The sequence below is a fragment of the Streptomyces sp. JLSY215 genome, from assembly GCF_059682825.1.
This window is the reverse complement of sequence record NZ_CM185022.1, coordinates 6,049,730-6,065,243: the sequence shown is the minus strand read 5'-3', so window position 1 is coordinate 6,065,243 and position 15,514 is coordinate 6,049,730. Positions and strand designations below refer to the sequence as shown.

Here is a 15,514-nt window from a genome sequence, read left to right as displayed (position 1 = left end):
ATCCGAAGCGCAGGTCCGATCGGCAGGAGGCCGCGCATGCTGCATGGTGTCGATGTCAGCTCGTACAACACCTCGTATTCCACCGCGGGGTTGGACTTCGTGTTCGTCAAGGCCACCGAGGGCCGCTCCTACATCAATCCGCACCAGTCGGCGCAGGCGGCGAAGGCCCGTAAGGCGGGCTGCGTGGTCGGCTTCTACCACTTCCTGTGGCCGGGGAACATCGCGGCGCAGGCCAGATACTTCGTCGAGAAGTGCGCCTCGGTGCAGGGGGACATCCTCGCCGCCGACTGGGAGCGCACCGGCGAGGGGACCTATGCGAGCAACGCGCAGAAGGACCAGTTCCTGCTGGAGGTCAAGAAGCTGCGGCCCACGCACCGCGTGATGCTCTACTGCAACCGCGATTTCTGGCTCAACCACGACACCACGTCGTATGCCGCGGACGGACTGTGGATCGCCGATTACGTCTCCGCCGGGCATCCCCGGATCAAGGCGAAGTGGCGCATCCACCAGTACACCGACCGGCCGCTGGACAAGGACGTCGCGGATTTCGAGAGCAAGGCCGCGCTCAAGAAATGGGCGCACCCGGCATAAGGTTCCCGCTGTTGGCATTATTCGTCCGTACGACCGAACAGCGACAAGAGGAGCAGCCGTGACCGACCCGGCGGCCAAGGCCCTGCAAGCGGAGATCGCCCGGGATCTCCAGGTGAGCGCGTCCTTCGACGCCGAGCAGGAGATCGAGCGCCGGGTGACGTTCCTCACGGAACGGCTGACGTCCACCGGCCTGCGGTCGCTGGTGCTGGGCATCAGCGGGGGCGTCGACTCCACGACCGCGGGCCGGCTGTGCCAGCTCGCCGTGGAGCGGGCGCGCGCCGCCGGGCACGACGCCACGTTCTTCGCGATGCGGCTGCCGTACGGCGTCCAGGCGGACGAGAAGGACGCGCAGCTGGCGCTGGAGTTCATCCGCGCCGACAAGGAGCTGACCGTCGACATCCGGCCGGCGAGCGATGCGGCGCTGGCGGCGGCGGTGGACGGCGGCGTCGTCTTCCGTGACGCGCATCACCAGGACTTCGTCCAGGGCAACATCAAGGCCCGGCAGCGCATGATCGCGCAGTATGCGGTCGCCGGTGCCCAGGACGGCCTGGTCGTGGGCACCGACCACGCGGCCGAGGCGGTCTCCGGGTTCTTCACGAAGTTCGGCGACGGCGCGGCCGATGTCGTCCCGCTCACCGGGCTGACCAAGCGCCGGGTGCGCGCCGTGGCGGAGGTCCTCGGCGCACCGGCGGAGCTGGTGTGGAAGGTCCCGACGGCCGACCTGGAGACGCTGGACCCGGGCAAGCCCGACGAGGACGCGCTCGGCGTGAGCTACGACCAGATCGACGACTTCCTGGAGGGCGGGACGGTCGACGCCGCCGCCTTCGAGGCCATCGTGCGCCGCTACCGCCTCACCGAGCACAAGCGGGCGCTGCCCGTCGCTCCCTGAGGGCCCTGCGCCCCGATCTGTCATCGCCCGTCCAGGCCCCGGTCACCGCGCCGGTGGTAAACCGTGGGCCCGGACGGGCATGCATGCGGCCATGGGAAGCCGCGAAGTGCGATCTCAAGATCAATTGTCAGTGGGTGCACCTACGCTCCGAGGCATGGGTTACGCAGACCTGCGCGAACTCCAGACCGCGCTGACCACCGCCTCCGACATTGCCTCCGCCCTCCAGCATGCGCCGACCCGGCGCGACGCAGACCAGCTCGTCGACGTCCTGCGGCGGGCGCTGACCGTCGCCGGCGCGCTGGGCGCCGAGACCGGCCCGACCGGCTGCGCCGAGCATCCCCACGGCGCCGTCGACCCCTTGTACGGCGACCCGGAGGATCCGCTTCCGCCGGGCTACGGCAAATGTCTGCTGTGCAACGACCGGCGGCGCCGGGCGGACGCCCAGCATCCGCATCCGCATCTGCGCCGGCGCCGGCCGCATCTGCAGCTGCACCACCGGCCACGGCAGAGCGCCTGAGGCCGAGCGCCTGAGGCGGAGCGAGGCCGGGCCGGGTGGGCCGGCGGCGGGCCGTGGGGCGGCCCGCCGCGCGGGCGGGCGCTACTCCTCCCCGCCCTCGGTCCGCCGCTCCGGCCGGCGCAGCGCGATCCGGCCCAGCACCGCGGCCACGGCCAGCGCGACGACGGCGATCAGGACGGCGTCCGGCACACCGTTCCCGATCCGCTGCGCCCATTGCTCCAGCCCGAATTCGGCGTCCGCGTCGAGCGCGCCGGGCAGCGCGCCGGCCCCGCCGAAGAGCAGGAAGAGCGCACCGATGCCGACGAAGAAGGCGCCGGACAGCACGGACGTGGTGTGCAGCTCCAGCCTGCCGAGCCGGAAGGCCCGGCCGCGCAGCCAGCCCCGGGTGCCCAGCCGGAAGCGGTCCCACAGCAGCGCGAGCACGAACAGCGGCAGCGCCATGCCGAGCGCATAGACGGCGAGCATCGACGCGCCGTACACCGGCGAGCCGCTGACCGCCGTCACGGTCAGCACGGCGCCCAGGATCGGGCCCGCGCAGAAGCCCGTGAGGCCGTAGACGCAGCCGAGGAGGAAGGTGGAGACGGCCGAGCGCGGGGTGATCCTGGCCGCGGCGGCCTGGGCGCGCCGGGAGGCGAAGCCCAGGCCCAGGATCTGGGCGAGGCCCATCGCGATGACGACCCAGCCGCCGATGGTGGTCAGCAGGTCGCGGTGGCCGTTGAACAGCCGGCTGGCCGCCGTGCTCGCCGCGCCGAGCGGGACCAGTGTGGTGGCGAGCCCCAGATAGAAGACGCCGGTACGGGCCAGCAGCCGCCCGGGGTGGGCGAGCGAGTACGCGAAGAAGGCCGGCAGCAGCAGTGCGCTGCACGGGCTGAGCAGGGCGAGCACGCCGCCCAGGAACGCCGCGAGGTAGCCGATGTCCGTCACTTCCCGGCCGCCTGCTTCTTCCCCGCCCGCGCCGCCGCGTCCCGGACGGCCTGCGCGAAGACCTCGATGGGCTGGGCCCCGGAGACCGGCCGGCCGTTGATCAGGAACGACGGCGTGGACTGCACCCCGAGGCGGTAGCCCTCGTCCTGGTCCCGCTTCAGGGCCCGCTCGGCGGCCGCGCTCTTCAGGTCCGTACGGAACTTCCCGAGGTCGCGCACGCCGCTGGCGCGCGCCATGTCGACGAGCTTGTCCTCGGCCAGCGCCTCGCCCTTGCGGGTCGTGGCGTACAGCTCGTCGTGCAGCTGCCAGAACCTGCCCTGCTGCCCGGCGGCCCAGGAGGCGCGGGCGGCGCGCTCGGAGTCGGCGCCGAAGACGGTGAAGTTGCGGAACTCGATGCGCAGGGTGCCGGCGTCGACGTACTTCTTGATCAGCTCGGGCTGGGTCTCGCGGGTGAAGCGGCCGCAGAACGAGCACTGGTAGTCGGCGTATTCGACGAGGACCACCGGGGCGTCCTTCTTGCCGACGGCGAGCGGATCGCCGTCCTCGCGCCGGCTGGTCTGCCGGGCGAGGTCGTCGAACATCTTCTGCTGTGCGGGGTCCTCCTCGGGCTGCGCCGTGACGGCGGCCCGCGGCGCGTCGCCGCGGCCGCCGTCACGGTCGCCCTCGACGGCCTTGCCGACGGCGATGGCGATGGCGAGCACGGCCACCAGGAGGGCGATGACCGCGCCGATGGCGGCCAGTTTGCGGGTGGGCGAGGCGGTGGTGCCGGTGGGCGGGGTGGACTTGGGCATGCGAAAGCTCCAGAGGTACGTACGGAGAGGGAAGTGAGGCCGGTCGTCGGGGCGACGGCCTAGATCCGCAGTACGGGCAGGAGCGCGGTGCGGTCGGTGGCGGGTGCGCTGCCGGTGGGTGGCCGGGCCAGCGCGAACTGCGCGGCGGCGTCGACGGCGAGCGGGGCGGGGCCCGTGGTGGCGGGCGCCAGGGGCTCGGCGCGGTGCGGGGTGGGCAGCGGGGCGGACTCGTTGGGGGCCGGGGCATGCTGGTTCGAGCAGCGCTTGGGGGCGGCGGCGACAGGGACGGACGCGCCGTCGGCGTGCGGATGGCCGGGGCCGGAGACGGCCGGGCGTTCCGCGGAGGCGGCCGCCACGGCCGCCGGGTCCGCCGGCCGGGCCAGCTCGCCGCCGGTCCGGCACAGCATCGGTCCGAAGGTGACCGCGAGGAGAAGCAGCAGCGTCATCACCGGCGAACGGCGTACACGGTGCAGCTGCGGATGCCTGGGCATGTCCTCCCCTCCGGATGCCTGGCGCGCGAGTGGGACGCGAGCGGGAACCGCCCATCCTACGGACCGCGGGCCGCGTACCGGGCCTCCCGGGGGCGTCCGGCCCCGTGTCAGCGGTCGCCGACCCGCATCTCGAACCAGGTCGTCTTGCCGCGCGGCAGCAGATCCACGCCCCAGCGGTCGGAGAGCTTGTCGACGAGGAAGAGGCCGCGGCCGCTGGTGTCCATCTCCTGCACCGGCATCAGGCACGGCAGTCCGCGGGAGGGGTCGCGCACCTCGATACGGATCCAGCCGCGGCGGCGCAGCATCCGCAGCGCGAAGCAGCGGGCGCCGGTGTGCCGTACGGCGTTTCCGACGAGCTCCGAGACGAGGAGGATGCCGTGCTCGGCGAGCTGCGGGCCCAGGGACCACTGCTTGAGGAGGACGCAGCCGGTCAGCCGCCGGGCGATGCGCGCGGACTCGGGGCGCGAGGGCAGCCGTACCTCGTCGAGCGTCGGATCGCCGATCAGTGCCGGCCCGGAGAGCGGGCCGCTCGGCACCGGCGTCGCCGGGGCGCCGTCCGCGCCGGGGGTGTCCCAGCGTGCGGCGGCCGTGCCGTTCTGCGGCCGCGGCTGCTCCATACCTTCGAGGCCCGCCATGCCCCCATCATGACCGTTACTTGGCGGTCGCGGTGGAGGAACCGACGGAATCCGTTGTCCGGAATCGTCGATTCCTACCTGCCGCGAGACATATGCCAACGGCAGTCGAGGCTCCGGTGCACCCCAACTGACCTGCGTGAACCCGCCGCGGACGGAGAGTCATCCGGCGACGCCGACAAGGCGCCGTCACGTCCGGATCAATTTTTCCGCAATTCGCCCGCACGAGGCAGCGCGCCCCGGCCACGCACCATGCGCCCCCTCAACACCAGGCGTTTCAGCGGAACTTGGCCTTGCCCGGCCCCTCCTCGACAAAGCTGCGCATTCCGGTCTCCCGGTCCTCGGTCGCGAAGAGCCCCGCGAACCAGTTCCGTTCGATCGTCAGGCCGGTGTCGATGTCCGTCTCCAGGCCTGCGTCGACGGACTCCTTGGCGGCCCGCAGCGCGAGCGCCGGACCGGCCGCGAGCCGGGACGCCCAGGCGTGCGCCCGCTCGTAGACCTCGGTGGCGGGCACCACCTGGTCGACCAGGCCGATGGCCAGCGCCTCGTCGGCCTTGACGTGCCGTCCGGTGAAGATCAGGTCCTTGGCCTTGGACGGGCCCACCAGCCGGGCCAGCCGCTGGGTGCCGCCGGCGCCCGGGATCAGGCCGAGCAGGATCTCGGGCTGGCCGAGCTTGGCGCCCTCCGCCGCGATCCGGAAGTCGGCGCAGAGCGCCAACTCGCAGCCGCCGCCCAGCGCATAGCCGGTGATCGCGGCGACCACCGGCTTGGGGATCCTGGCCACGGCGGTGAAGGAGTCCTGCAGGGCCTTCGAGCGGACGACCATGGCCGTATGGTCCATGGCCTGCATTTCCTTGATGTCCGCACCGGCGGCGAACACCTTCTCGCCACCCCAGATCACCACGGCGCGCACATCGTCGCGGCGGGTGGCCTCCTCGGCCAGCTCGCGCAGCCGGTCCTGGGTGGCGATGTCCAGTGCGTTCATCGGCGGGCGGTCCAGGCGGATGGTGCCGACGCCGTCAGCGACCTCGAGGTTCACAGTCATGAGGAAAGGTTAGTCCCCGTTAACGGTGGTGGGCCCGGTGCGCTGCGTCACAGTGCACCGGGCCCACCACCGTCAGAAAGCGCTCAGGGAGCCACTACTGCGCGGCCTTCCACTTCTCCCAGGAGAGGTTCCAGTCGCTGAAGCCGTTGTCCGGCTGGATCGTCTCGTCGTGCGAGTTCTTGACGATGACCACATCGCCGATGCGGGAGTTGCGGAAGAACCACGCCGCCGGGGTGGACCCGTCGCCGCCGCCGCGCTGGTCGAACAGGCCCACACAGCCGTGGCTGGCGTTACGGGTGCCGAACGTCGGCCTGCCGGACCAGTAGTTGCCGTGGATGAACGTGCCGGAGGTGCTCAGGCGCATGGCGTGCGGCACGTCCTTGATGTCGTACTCGCCGCCGAAGCCGACGGTGTCGCCGTTCATCCGCGTCACCGGATGCTTCTCGCTGATCACCATCTGGCCGTTGTAGGTCTCGGTGCCCGGCGCGCCGGAGGTGATCGGGATGGTCTTGATCTTCTTGCCGTCGCGGACCACGGTCATCTGCTTCGACTTGGCGTCGACGGTGCTCACCTGGCTGCGGCCGACGGTGAACGAGACCTCCTTGGCCTGGGTGCCGTAGACACCGGGGCGGCCCTCGACGCCGTTGAGGTCGAGCTTGAGGGTGACCTTGGTGCCGGCCGCCCAGTACTTCTCGGGGCGGAAGTCGAGGCGGTCGTTGCCGAACCAGTGGCCCTCGATGGGCACGGACGGCTCGGCGGTGACCTTGACGGCGTCCTCGACGGCCTTGGGGTCGGTGATGCCGCGGCTGAACTGGATCGAGACCGGCATGCCGACGCCGACCTGCTGGCCGTTCTCGGGGGTGTACCGGCCGATGAAGGTGTTCTTGGGGACGAGGGTGGTGAAGGTGGAGTGCTCGGCGGCCTCCCGGCCCCGGCTGTCCACCGCCACCGCGTCGACGGTGTACTTCGTCGAGGCGCCCAGATGACCGCTGGGCCGCCACAGGGCACCGCCGCCGGATATCTTCCCGGCGACCTCATTGCCCTTGCCGTCCTTGACCTGGACGGACTTCAGCCTGCCCTTGTCGGCGGTCACCTTCAGCGCGCCGCTGGTGGCGACGTCGTCCGCGCCGTCCTTGGGAGCAATCGTTACTGCGGCCTGCGAGGCGGCCTTATCGCCGCTCCCCGCTTTGCCGGCCGGATTCTTCCCGTCGGCGTCGTCGCCGCCGCACGCCGTCACCAGCAGCAGCATCGAGCCGAGCACCAGGGCGAGCGCACCGCCCCCCTTGTGTGGCCACCGCCGCCGGCGCGCCGGCTCCCCCGCATTCGGCTGCACATTCACGACTGGCCCCTTTTCCCCTCGCACGGCCCCGGTCCCCCGCGCGCGGACGCGCCACGCGCTTGCCGTTAGATAACCACACCGCGGTGACGGTGAACTCCCCGCCGATGTCACCGTTCCGTTCCAAGTACGGGACCACGTGCGGGTGCAAGTGTGGGGACGCCCCGGCGGCCGCGGGCGTGCGCCCCCGCCCGTCCCGTCTCAGCCCAGCGCGCTGCCGCGCCGCCACTTCTCCCACGGCATGTTCCAGCCACCGAGACCGTTGTCCGGCGCGAGGGTGCCGCCCCGGGAGTGCCGCACCTGGACGGTGTCCCCGACGATCGAGTGGCGGAACAGCCAGCCGGCCGGGGTGCTGCGGCCGCCGCCCTTGATGTCCTTCAGGCCCACGCAGCCGTGGCTGGTGTTGGCGGCGCCGAAGACCTGGGACCGTGCCCAGTAGTTGCCGTGCAGAAAGGTCCCGGACCTGGTCAGGCGCATCGCGTGCGGGACGTCCGGGATGTTGTACTCCCCGCCGAAGCCGACGGTGTGCCCGCTCATCCGGGTCACCGAGCGGCGCTCCAGGATCACCATCTTCCCGTTGTAGGTGGGGTTCTCGGCGTCGCCCGCGGTGACCGGGAAGGTGGCCGACGCCCGGCCGCGGGTACGCACCGTCAGGGTGTGCCGGGCGACGTCGACGGTGGTGACCTGGTCGCGGCCGACGCGGTAGTGGATCGTCTTGCGCTGTGTGCCGTAGGCGTTCGGCCCGGCCTGCACACCGCGCAGGTTCAGTGCGACGGAGATGTCGGTGCCCGGCCGCCAGCGCGTGCGGGGCCGGAAGTCCAGCCTCCGGTCGCCGAACCAGTGGGGGGCGATCTCGACGGCGGGGCGGGCGGTGACCGTGACGGCGCGTTCGACGGCCGCGCGGTCGGCGATCGGCCGGTTGAACTCCAGCGAGACGATCATGCCGGTGCCGACGGTGGTGCCGTCCTCGGGCGAGAAGAAGCCGGCGAACCGGCCGCGCGGCACGGAGGTGGTGAAGGTGGTGTGGCGGGCGGAGCGGTGACCGGCGTCGTCCAGGGCCACCGCGTCGACGGTGTACCGGGAGCCGGGGGCGAGCGCGCCGCCCGCCGGGCGCCAGATCAGCCCGTCGGGCGAGATCCGCCCGGCGACCCGCTGTCGGCCCGCCTCTCCGGTCCGCCGGACCTCCACCCGCTCCAGCCGCCCGGCCGGCACCCGCACCTCGAACCGGCCGCCGGCCCGTACGCCGTGCGCGCCGTCGTGCGGGACGACCCGGATCTCCGGCTCCCGGGAGGGCGCCTTGTCCCCGCCGGCCCCGTCCGAGGAGCCGCAGCCGGCGGGCAGCACCGCGGCCAGCAGGACTCCCAGGACGGCGAGGGCGGTACGGGGGCGGCGGCGCACCCGCGTGCGCACCCGCCGCGGTGCCCCTTCGCCGGCCGGGCCTCCGGCCGGGTCCTCGGCCGGGACCCTCGCCGGAGCCTTCGCCGGATCCTTCACTGCGCGCATCTCACCGCCGGTCATGTGCCGCATTGTGGCGGAAGATTGCGGAACGGTGCGGAATGCCATGGCGCGGAATGTCCTCAGATGTCACCAGTCCGCCGCGGCGCCCCCACGCCGACGGGAAACGTGAGGCAACGCCCGGTTGCGGGCAGAACAACGGGGAGGGCGGAGCCACGCGCGCAGGGCCGGGACTCTCCCCAGCCAACGCTGGGGGGTGCCCTGCTGCACGGGCCGCCGCCCGACCGAGCCATGAGCCCCAGGAGGCCGGCACGTGTCGAGCGCACCCGAGCAGGAGGCGGTCGAGGACGGACCACTCGCCCCGCCCGTCGTCATCCGCCCCGGCAGCCCCACGCCCCTCGGGGCCCGTTACCGCACGGCCTCCGACGGCGTCGCGGGCACCAACTTCGCCCTGTGGGCGGGCGGTGCCGAGGCCGTGGAGGTCTGTCTCTTCGACGAGGAGGACCGCGAGACGCGCCATCCGCTCACCGAACTGACCCATGAGATCTGGCACGGCTTCCTGCCCGGCGTACGCCCCGGACAGCGCTACGGCTACCGGGTGCACGGCCGCTGGGACCCCTGGTCCGGCGCCCGCTGGAATCCGGCCAAACTGCTGCTCGACCCGTACGCCAGGGCCGTGGACGGCGACTTCGGCACCTGTACGGAGGCGGTGGGCTCCGGGCGGGCGCTGCCCGCCCAGCTCTACGGGCACGTCCGCGACTGGCCGGAGCAGCGGGTCGCCGACACGGTGCGCGACGACCGCGATTCGGCGCCGTACGTCCCCAAGGGCGTGGTCGTCGCCGACGACAGCGGTGGGGACGGGGGTGAGGGAGGGCCCGACGAATGGCGGGACGACCGCCGGCCCAAGACGCCCTGGCCGGATTCCGTCCTCTACGAGCTGCATGTACGCGGCTTCACCATGCGCCACCCCGGCATCCCGGAGGAGCTGCGGGGCACCTACGCGGGGCTGGCGCACCCCGCCGCGCTGGAACACCTGGTCCGGCTCGGCATCACCGCCGTCGAGCTGCTGCCGGTGCACCAGTTCGCGCACGAGGACCACTTGGTGCGCCGGGGGCTGCGCAACTACTGGGGGTACAACTCCATCGGCTATTTCGCGCCGCACGCCGGATACGCCGCGACCGGCACCCGCGGCCAGCAGGTCGGCGAGTTCAAGCGCATGGTGCGGGCGCTGCACGACGCCGGGATCGAGGTCATCCTCGACGTCGTCTACAACCACACGGCGGAGGCCGGCGAAAGGGGCCCGACGCTCTCCCTCCGGGGCATCGACAACCGCGGCTACTACCGCCTGGCCGGCGATGCCCGCCGCTACGCCGACTACACCGGATGCGGCAACACCCTGCATGTCGTCCAGCCCAACGTCCTGCGGCTGATCACCGATTCGCTGCGCTACTGGGTCACCGAGATGGGCGTGGACGGCTTCCGCTTCGACCTCGCCGCGGCGCTGGCCCGCTCCCTGCACGACGTGGACATGCTCTCGCCGTTCCTCGCCGTGATCGCCCAGGATCCGGTGCTGCGCCGCGTCAAGCTCATCGCCGAACCCTGGGACGTGGGCTCCGGCGGCTATCAGGTCGGCGCCTTCCCGCCCCTGTGGACGGAGTGGAACGACCGCTACCGCGACACCGTCCGCGACTTCTGGCGCGGCGCCCAGCACGACGTCCGCGACCTGGGCTACCGCCTCTCCGGCTCCAGCGACCTCTACGCCTGGGGCGGCCGCCGCCCCTACGCCTCCGTCAACTTCATCACCGCGCACGACGGCTTCACCCTGCGCGACCTGGTCACCTACGAGGACAAGCGCAACGGCGACAACGGCGAGGGCAACCGCGACGGCACCCACGACAACCGGGCCTGGAACTGCGGCACCGAGGGCGAGACCGACGACCCGGACATCACCGCCCTGCGCCGCCGCCAGCTCCGCAACCTCCTCACCACCCTCCTCCTGTCCACCGGCGTGCCGATGCTGGTCGCCGGCGACGAGATGGGCCGCACCCAGCACGGCAACAACAACGCCTACTGCCAGGACAACGCCACCAGTTGGGTGGACTGGTCGCTGCTCGACGACCCGCAGTGGCGGCCGCTGGCCGACCTCGCCGCCCGCCTCATCGCGCTGCGCCGCGCCCATCCCGTCCTGCGCCGCCGCGCGTTCTTCTCCGGCCGGCCGCAGCGGCGGGGCGGACTGCGCGATCTCGCCTGGTTCACGGCCGGCGGCACGGAGATGACCGAACAGGACTGGTACGCGCCGGGGGCCACCCTGGGCATGTACCTCTCCGGCAACGACATCGCGCAGCGCGATGCGCGCGGCATCCGCATCGTCGACGACAGCTTCTTCGCCGTACTGCACGCGGACGCCCACCCCCGGCCCGTCGTCCTTCCCGGCCCGCCCTGGGCGAATTCGTACGAGCTGCTCCTGGACACCGCGCGGGAGGAGCAGCCGGTGGCGGGGGCACCCGGGAACGGGCATCCGGCGGGCGGCACGGTCACCGTGCCGGGGCGGGCGGTGATGCTGTTCCGGGCGGTGCCGGGGTGAGGCGGGGCGCCCCGCTTTCCGCGCCCGGCGCCTTCCGCGTGGCGAAAACCGCATGAGCATTGTCAGTGGTGCGCCTTACGCTCGCGAGTGTGGCCGCTACCGCACAGACGACGCCCGAACACCCGACCCCTGACCGTGCCGCGCCCCCGTCCGGCGGTACGGGCGACGCCCAACGCTCCGCGGTGCGCTCGCTGTTGCGCCTGTGGCCGTTCCTCCGTCCGGTGCGGGCGCGGTTCTTCACGGCCGCGTTCGTCGCGGTGTTCGCGTCCTGTCTCGGACTGGTGATCCCGCTGGTCCTCAAGTGGCTGGTGGACGGGCCGGTGGCGGCGCGCGATCCGGGCGGGGTGTGGCTGGGCGGCGGGTATCTGCTGCTCCTCGGGCTCGCCGAGGCGGGGCTGTTCGGGCTGCGGCGCTGGCTGGTGGCGCGGCCGCTCGCCGCGGTCGAGGCGGCCATGCGCGAGGCGCTCTACCGCCGCCTCCAGCGGATGCCGGTCGCCTTCCATGACCGCTGGGCCTCCGGCCAGCTGCTCTCCCGCGCCACCACCGACCTCTCGCTGCTGCGCCTCTTCCTCGCCTTCCCCCTGACGTTCCTGCTGGTCAACGCCACGACGATCGTGGTGGGCTGTGTGATCCTGCTGGTGCAGCGCTGGTCGTTGGGGCTGGTGCTGCTCGCTCCGGTGCTGCCGCTGACGGTGCTGTGCTCGGTCTTCGAGGCCAAGTACGCGCTCGCCGCCCGCCGGGCCCAGGACCAGCTGGGCGATCTGGCGACGGTGGTCGAGGAGTCGGTGCTCGGCATCCGGATCATCAAGGGCTTCGGCCGCCACCGCAGCCAGGCCCGCGCCTTCCGCGACCTGACGCGCCGGGTCCGTACGACCGAACTCCACAAGGCGCGGCTGCTGGCCTGGATCTGGGGCCTGATCACGACCCTCCCGGAGATCGCGATCGGTACGGCCCTGGTGCTGGGCACGCTCCAGGTGGCCGACGGCGCGCTGTCCGCCGGCACCCTCGTCGCCTTTCTCTCCACGGCGCTGGCGCTGCGCTGGCCGGTGGATTCCATCGGCTTCCTGCTGGCCCTGAGCAATGAGGCGGCGACGGCCACGGACCGGTACTTCGAGGTGATGGACGAGGAGACCGTGGCGGAGGGGGGCACGGGCGGCGCGGCGGACCCCGAGCCGGGGCTCGCGGCGGACCCCAAGGCGGACCCAAGCGGCGAGCCCGTCGCGGACTCCGGAGGCGGGCCGCCCGGCGAGCGGGACGGCCTGCGCTTCGAGGGCGTCGAGTTCCGCTATCCCGACGCCCCGGCGGACGCCCCGCCCACCCTCCGCGGCATCGACCTGCACATCCGTTCCGGCGAGACCATGGCCCTGGTCGGCGCCACCGGCAGCGGGAAGACGACCCTGACGGCGCTGGTGCCGCGGCTCTACGACCCCACCGCCGGCCGGATCACCCTCGACGGCCGGGACCTTGCGACGCTCCGCCGGGACGAGGCGCGCGCACTGGTGGCGATGGCCTTCGAGGAGCCGACGCTGTTCTCGGCGACGGTGGCGGACAACGTCCTGATGGCCGCCGGCGACACCGAGGAGTCCCAGGAGGCCGTTCTCGCACGGGCGTTGGCGGTGGCGCAGGCGGACGGGTTCGTCGGCGCGCTGCCCGAGGGCGCCGCCACCCAGGTCGGCGAGCAGGGCCTGAGCCTGTCCGGCGGCCAGCGGCAGCGTCTCGCCCTGGCCCGTGCCGTGGTCGGCCGCCCCCGCTTCCTGATACTCGACGACCCGCTCTCCGCGCTCGACGTCCACACCGAGGCCCTCGTCGAGGCGGCCCTGCGCCAGGTGCTGGCCACCACCACCGCCCTGGTCGTCGCCCACCGGCCGTCCACGGTCCTGCTCGCCGACCGGGTGGCGCTGCTCTCCGGCGGCCGGATATCCGCCGTCGGCACCCACCACGAACTGCTCCGGGACAACGCCGAGTACGCCGCGCTGATGTCCGGCGACGCCGACCGCCGCGAGAGGGAGGAGGCCCGATGACGACGACCACGCCCGATGCGCACGCCGACGGCCAGGAGGACCCGCGCCCGGAGCAGGACCCGGGCCCAGCGGGACGCACCCCCGGCCCCGGCTCCCCCGGTGCCGCGGAAGCGGGAGCGGGAGCGGGAGCGGAAGCGGGAGCGGAAGCGGGAGCGGAAGCGCCCGACGCCTTCGAACGCGATGTACTCCCCACCCCCCGCGGGGCCTCGCGCACCCTCCTGCGTTCGCTGCTGGCGCCGCACAAGCGCCGTGTCTGGCTCACGACCGTCGTACTGCTGCTCCAGCAGGCCGCCGTCCAGGCCGGCCCGCTGATCGTCGCGTACGCCCTCGACCGCGCGGTGCCGGCGCTCCGGGCGGGCGACCACGGTCCGCTGATCACGGTGGCGGTGGCGGCCGCGCTCTGCGCCGCCGCCTCCGGCGGCCTCCAGTTCGCGTTCATCCTCTTCTCGGCCCGGGTCAGCCAGGACGTCCTGCTCGACCTGCGCGGCCGGATCTTCCGCCACGGCCAGGCCCTGAGCCTCGACTTCCACGAGCGCTACACGTCCGGCCGGCTGATCTCCCGGGCCACGACCGATGTCGAGTCGCTGCGCGAACTCCTCGACGAGGGCCTTCAGGAACTGATCACCGTCGTCCTCCAGACCGTCTACATCACGGCGACCCTCATCTACCTGGACTGGGGCCTCGGCGCCGCGGCCGTCGCCTCGGCCGGGCCGCTGTACCTCCTCGTGCGCTCCTACCAGCGCCGCTCCCGGCGCGTCTACAGCACGAAGTCCACGGCCACCGCCGCCCTCATCGTGAAGTTCACCGAGACCATGAACGGCATCCGGCCGGTGCAGGCCTTCCGCCGCGAACGCCCCAACGACGCCGCGTTCACCCTGCTGAACCGCCGGCACGAGCGGGTCAACGGCGATGCCATCCTGGAGATGGCCCGCTATGTCGTCTCGTCCCGGACGGTGGCCAATATCGCGATGGCCGCGATCGTCCTGTGGGGCGCCTACCGCGTGGCCGTCGGCGGTCTCGCGCTCGGCGTGCTCGCCGCCGCGGTGCTCTACCTCCGCCGCCTCTACGATCCCATCGACCGCCTGGGGATGTTCCTCAACTCCTATCAGTCCGCGGCCGCCTCCCTGGAGAAGATCGCCGGGCTGCTCGCCCAGCGGCCCTCCGTCCCCGAGCCCGCCCGGCCGCTTCCGCTGCCCGCCGTCGCGGCCGGCCGGCCCGGCCGGGAGGCCGCCTTCCACGGCGTGCGCTTCGCCTACCGCACCGGCGGCGAGGTGCTGCCCCGCTTCGATCTGACCCTCGCAGCCGGCACGACCGTTGCCGTGGTCGGCGCCACCGGAGCCGGCAAGTCCACCCTCGCCAAGCTGCTGGCCCGCTTCTACGACCCCACCGAGGGGCGGATCCTCCTCGACGGCGTCGATCTGCGCGACCTGTCCGCCGCCGAGCTGCGCCGCGGTGTCGTCATGGTCACCCAGGAGGCGTTCCTCTTCTCCGGCACGGTCGCCGACAACATCGCCGTAGGACGCCCCGAAGCCACCCGCGAGGAGATAGAACGCGCCGCCAAGGCCATCGGCGCCCATGACTTCATCGCCGCCCTGCCGGACGGCTACGACACCGACGTCCGCAAGCGCGGCGGCCGCATCTCCGCCGGTCAGCGCCAACTGGTCGGCTTCGCGCGGGCCCTGCTCGCCGACCCGTCGGTGCTCATCCTGGACGAGGCCACGAGTTCCCTGGACATCCCCGGCGAGCGCGCGGTGCAACGCGCCATGGACACCGTCCTGCGCGGCCGCACGGCCGTCGTCATCGCCCACCGCCTGTCCACGGTCGAGACGGCCGACCGGGTCCTGGTCATGTCCGACGGCCGGATCGTCGAGGACGGCCCGCCCGGCGAACTCATCGCCGACCGCGGCCGGTTCGCGCAGCTGCACCAGGCCTGGCGCGAGAGCGTGGTGTGAGAGCGCGGTGTGAGCGGTACGGCCTGCGGGATCCACAACGCCGCGTGCGATGAAGCCAGTTGGGCGCGACGGAGCCTGCTCCGGCCTCCAGTCGCATGCGGGCCGAAGGCGCTGTGTTACGGTGCGAGCCGACTTCTCACCGTTGGGCTTTCCGCCTCGCCAACCAGCTTCACCCGCGTCCCGATGACGCGGGGAAGGTGGAAGTCACTCACCACATCCTGGAAAAGGGTGTTCTGTGACGTGGCGACGTGCGTCGACCCTTCCGGTTCCTTCCGCGCCCCCAGGG

The 15,514-nt window shown here is 72.7% G+C and carries 13 protein-coding genes; 6 read left to right on the top strand and 7 right to left on the bottom strand.

Going from position 1 to position 15,514, the window contains the following annotated elements; genetic code table 11:
- Positions 1-36 precede the first annotated feature (36 nt).
- From AC5677_RS27145 to AC5677_RS27135, 3 genes are all read left to right on the top strand, one after another.
- Positions 37-591, top strand: a complete 555-nt coding sequence (locus tag AC5677_RS27145) for a GH25 family lysozyme (protein ID WP_497190541.1) — start codon at positions 37-39, stop codon at positions 589-591.
- A 58-nt stretch (positions 592-649) separates the two neighbouring features.
- Complete coding sequence (gene nadE / locus AC5677_RS27140; RefSeq protein WP_497190540.1) at positions 650-1,480, top strand: NAD(+) synthase; 831 nt, start codon at positions 650-652, stop codon at positions 1,478-1,480.
- Between the two features lie 154 nt (positions 1,481-1,634).
- Entirely contained in the window at positions 1,635-1,997 is a 363-nt protein-coding gene (locus AC5677_RS27135; RefSeq protein WP_497190539.1) for a hypothetical protein, read from the top strand.
- Positions 1,998-2,078: 81 nt separating this feature from the next.
- Here the strand turns inward: AC5677_RS27135 and AC5677_RS27130 are convergent, their stop codons facing one another.
- From AC5677_RS27130 to AC5677_RS27100, 7 genes are all read right to left on the bottom strand, one after another.
- Complete coding sequence (locus AC5677_RS27130; protein ID WP_497190538.1) at positions 2,079-2,921, bottom strand: cytochrome c biogenesis CcdA family protein; 843 nt, start codon at positions 2,919-2,921, stop codon at positions 2,079-2,081.
- Positions 2,918-3,712: a DsbA family protein gene (locus AC5677_RS27125; RefSeq protein WP_497190537.1), complete on the bottom strand. Its 795-nt coding sequence runs from the start codon at positions 3,710-3,712 to the stop codon at positions 2,918-2,920. The genes AC5677_RS27130 and AC5677_RS27125 overlap by 4 nt, the downstream gene beginning before the upstream one ends.
- A gap of 59 nt (positions 3,713-3,771) precedes the next feature.
- Positions 3,772-4,203, bottom strand: coding sequence for a hypothetical protein (locus AC5677_RS27120; protein WP_497190536.1), 432 nt, complete (start codon positions 4,201-4,203; stop codon positions 3,772-3,774).
- Between the two features lie 107 nt (positions 4,204-4,310).
- Positions 4,311-4,838 (bottom strand): ATP-binding protein, encoded by a 528-nt coding sequence (locus tag AC5677_RS27115; RefSeq protein ID WP_497190535.1) that lies wholly within the window; start codon positions 4,836-4,838, stop codon positions 4,311-4,313.
- A gap of 274 nt (positions 4,839-5,112) precedes the next feature.
- Positions 5,113-5,880: an enoyl-CoA hydratase/isomerase family protein gene (locus AC5677_RS27110; RefSeq protein ID WP_497190534.1), complete on the bottom strand. Its 768-nt coding sequence runs from the start codon at positions 5,878-5,880 to the stop codon at positions 5,113-5,115.
- Between the two features lie 94 nt (positions 5,881-5,974).
- Positions 5,975-7,219 (bottom strand): L,D-transpeptidase, encoded by a 1,245-nt coding sequence (locus AC5677_RS27105; protein ID WP_497190533.1) that lies wholly within the window; start codon positions 7,217-7,219, stop codon positions 5,975-5,977.
- A gap of 198 nt (positions 7,220-7,417) precedes the next feature.
- Positions 7,418-8,734 carry a L,D-transpeptidase gene (locus tag AC5677_RS27100; RefSeq protein WP_497190532.1) on the bottom strand — a complete coding sequence of 439 codons (1,317 nt, stop codon included), beginning with the start codon at positions 8,732-8,734 and terminating at the stop codon, positions 7,418-7,420.
- Between the two features lie 250 nt (positions 8,735-8,984).
- Here AC5677_RS27100 and glgX point away from each other — a divergent pair, with 250 nt between their 5' ends.
- The 3 genes from glgX (at position 8,985) to AC5677_RS27085 (ending at position 15,228) form a co-directional block, all read left to right on the top strand.
- Entirely contained in the window at positions 8,985-11,255 is a 2,271-nt protein-coding gene (gene glgX / locus AC5677_RS27095; protein WP_497190531.1) for a glycogen debranching protein GlgX, read from the top strand.
- Positions 11,256-11,344: 89 nt separating this feature from the next.
- Positions 11,345-13,276 carry an ABC transporter ATP-binding protein gene (locus tag AC5677_RS27090; RefSeq protein ID WP_497190530.1) on the top strand — a complete coding sequence of 644 codons (1,932 nt, stop codon included), beginning with the start codon at positions 11,345-11,347 and terminating at the stop codon, positions 13,274-13,276.
- Positions 13,273-15,228, top strand: a complete 1,956-nt coding sequence (locus AC5677_RS27085; RefSeq protein WP_497190529.1) for an ABC transporter ATP-binding protein — start codon at positions 13,273-13,275, stop codon at positions 15,226-15,228. The genes AC5677_RS27090 and AC5677_RS27085 overlap by 4 nt, the downstream gene beginning before the upstream one ends.
- Positions 15,229-15,514: the final 286 nt, after the last annotated feature.

Bases quoted from the DNA above. Each gene is read 5' to 3' on its own strand.
- AC5677_RS27100 (WP_497190532.1), bottom strand. From the start codon at position 8,734: ATGACCGGCGGTGAGATGCGCGCAGTGAAGGATCCGGCGAAGGCTCCG.
- AC5677_RS27085 (WP_497190529.1), top strand. From the start codon at position 13,273: ATGACGACGACCACGCCCGATGCGCACGCCGACGGCCAGGAGGACCCG.
- AC5677_RS27120 (WP_497190536.1), bottom strand. From the start codon at position 4,203: ATGCCCAGGCATCCGCAGCTGCACCGTGTACGCCGTTCGCCGGTGATG.
- AC5677_RS27125 (WP_497190537.1), bottom strand. From the start codon at position 3,712: ATGCCCAAGTCCACCCCGCCCACCGGCACCACCGCCTCGCCCACCCGC.
- AC5677_RS27135 (WP_497190539.1), top strand. From the start codon at position 1,635: ATGGGTTACGCAGACCTGCGCGAACTCCAGACCGCGCTGACCACCGCC.
- AC5677_RS27145 (WP_497190541.1), top strand. From the start codon at position 37: ATGCTGCATGGTGTCGATGTCAGCTCGTACAACACCTCGTATTCCACC.
- AC5677_RS27110 (WP_497190534.1), bottom strand. From the start codon at position 5,880: ATGACTGTGAACCTCGAGGTCGCTGACGGCGTCGGCACCATCCGCCTG.
- AC5677_RS27115 (WP_497190535.1), bottom strand. From the start codon at position 4,838: ATGGCGGGCCTCGAAGGTATGGAGCAGCCGCGGCCGCAGAACGGCACG.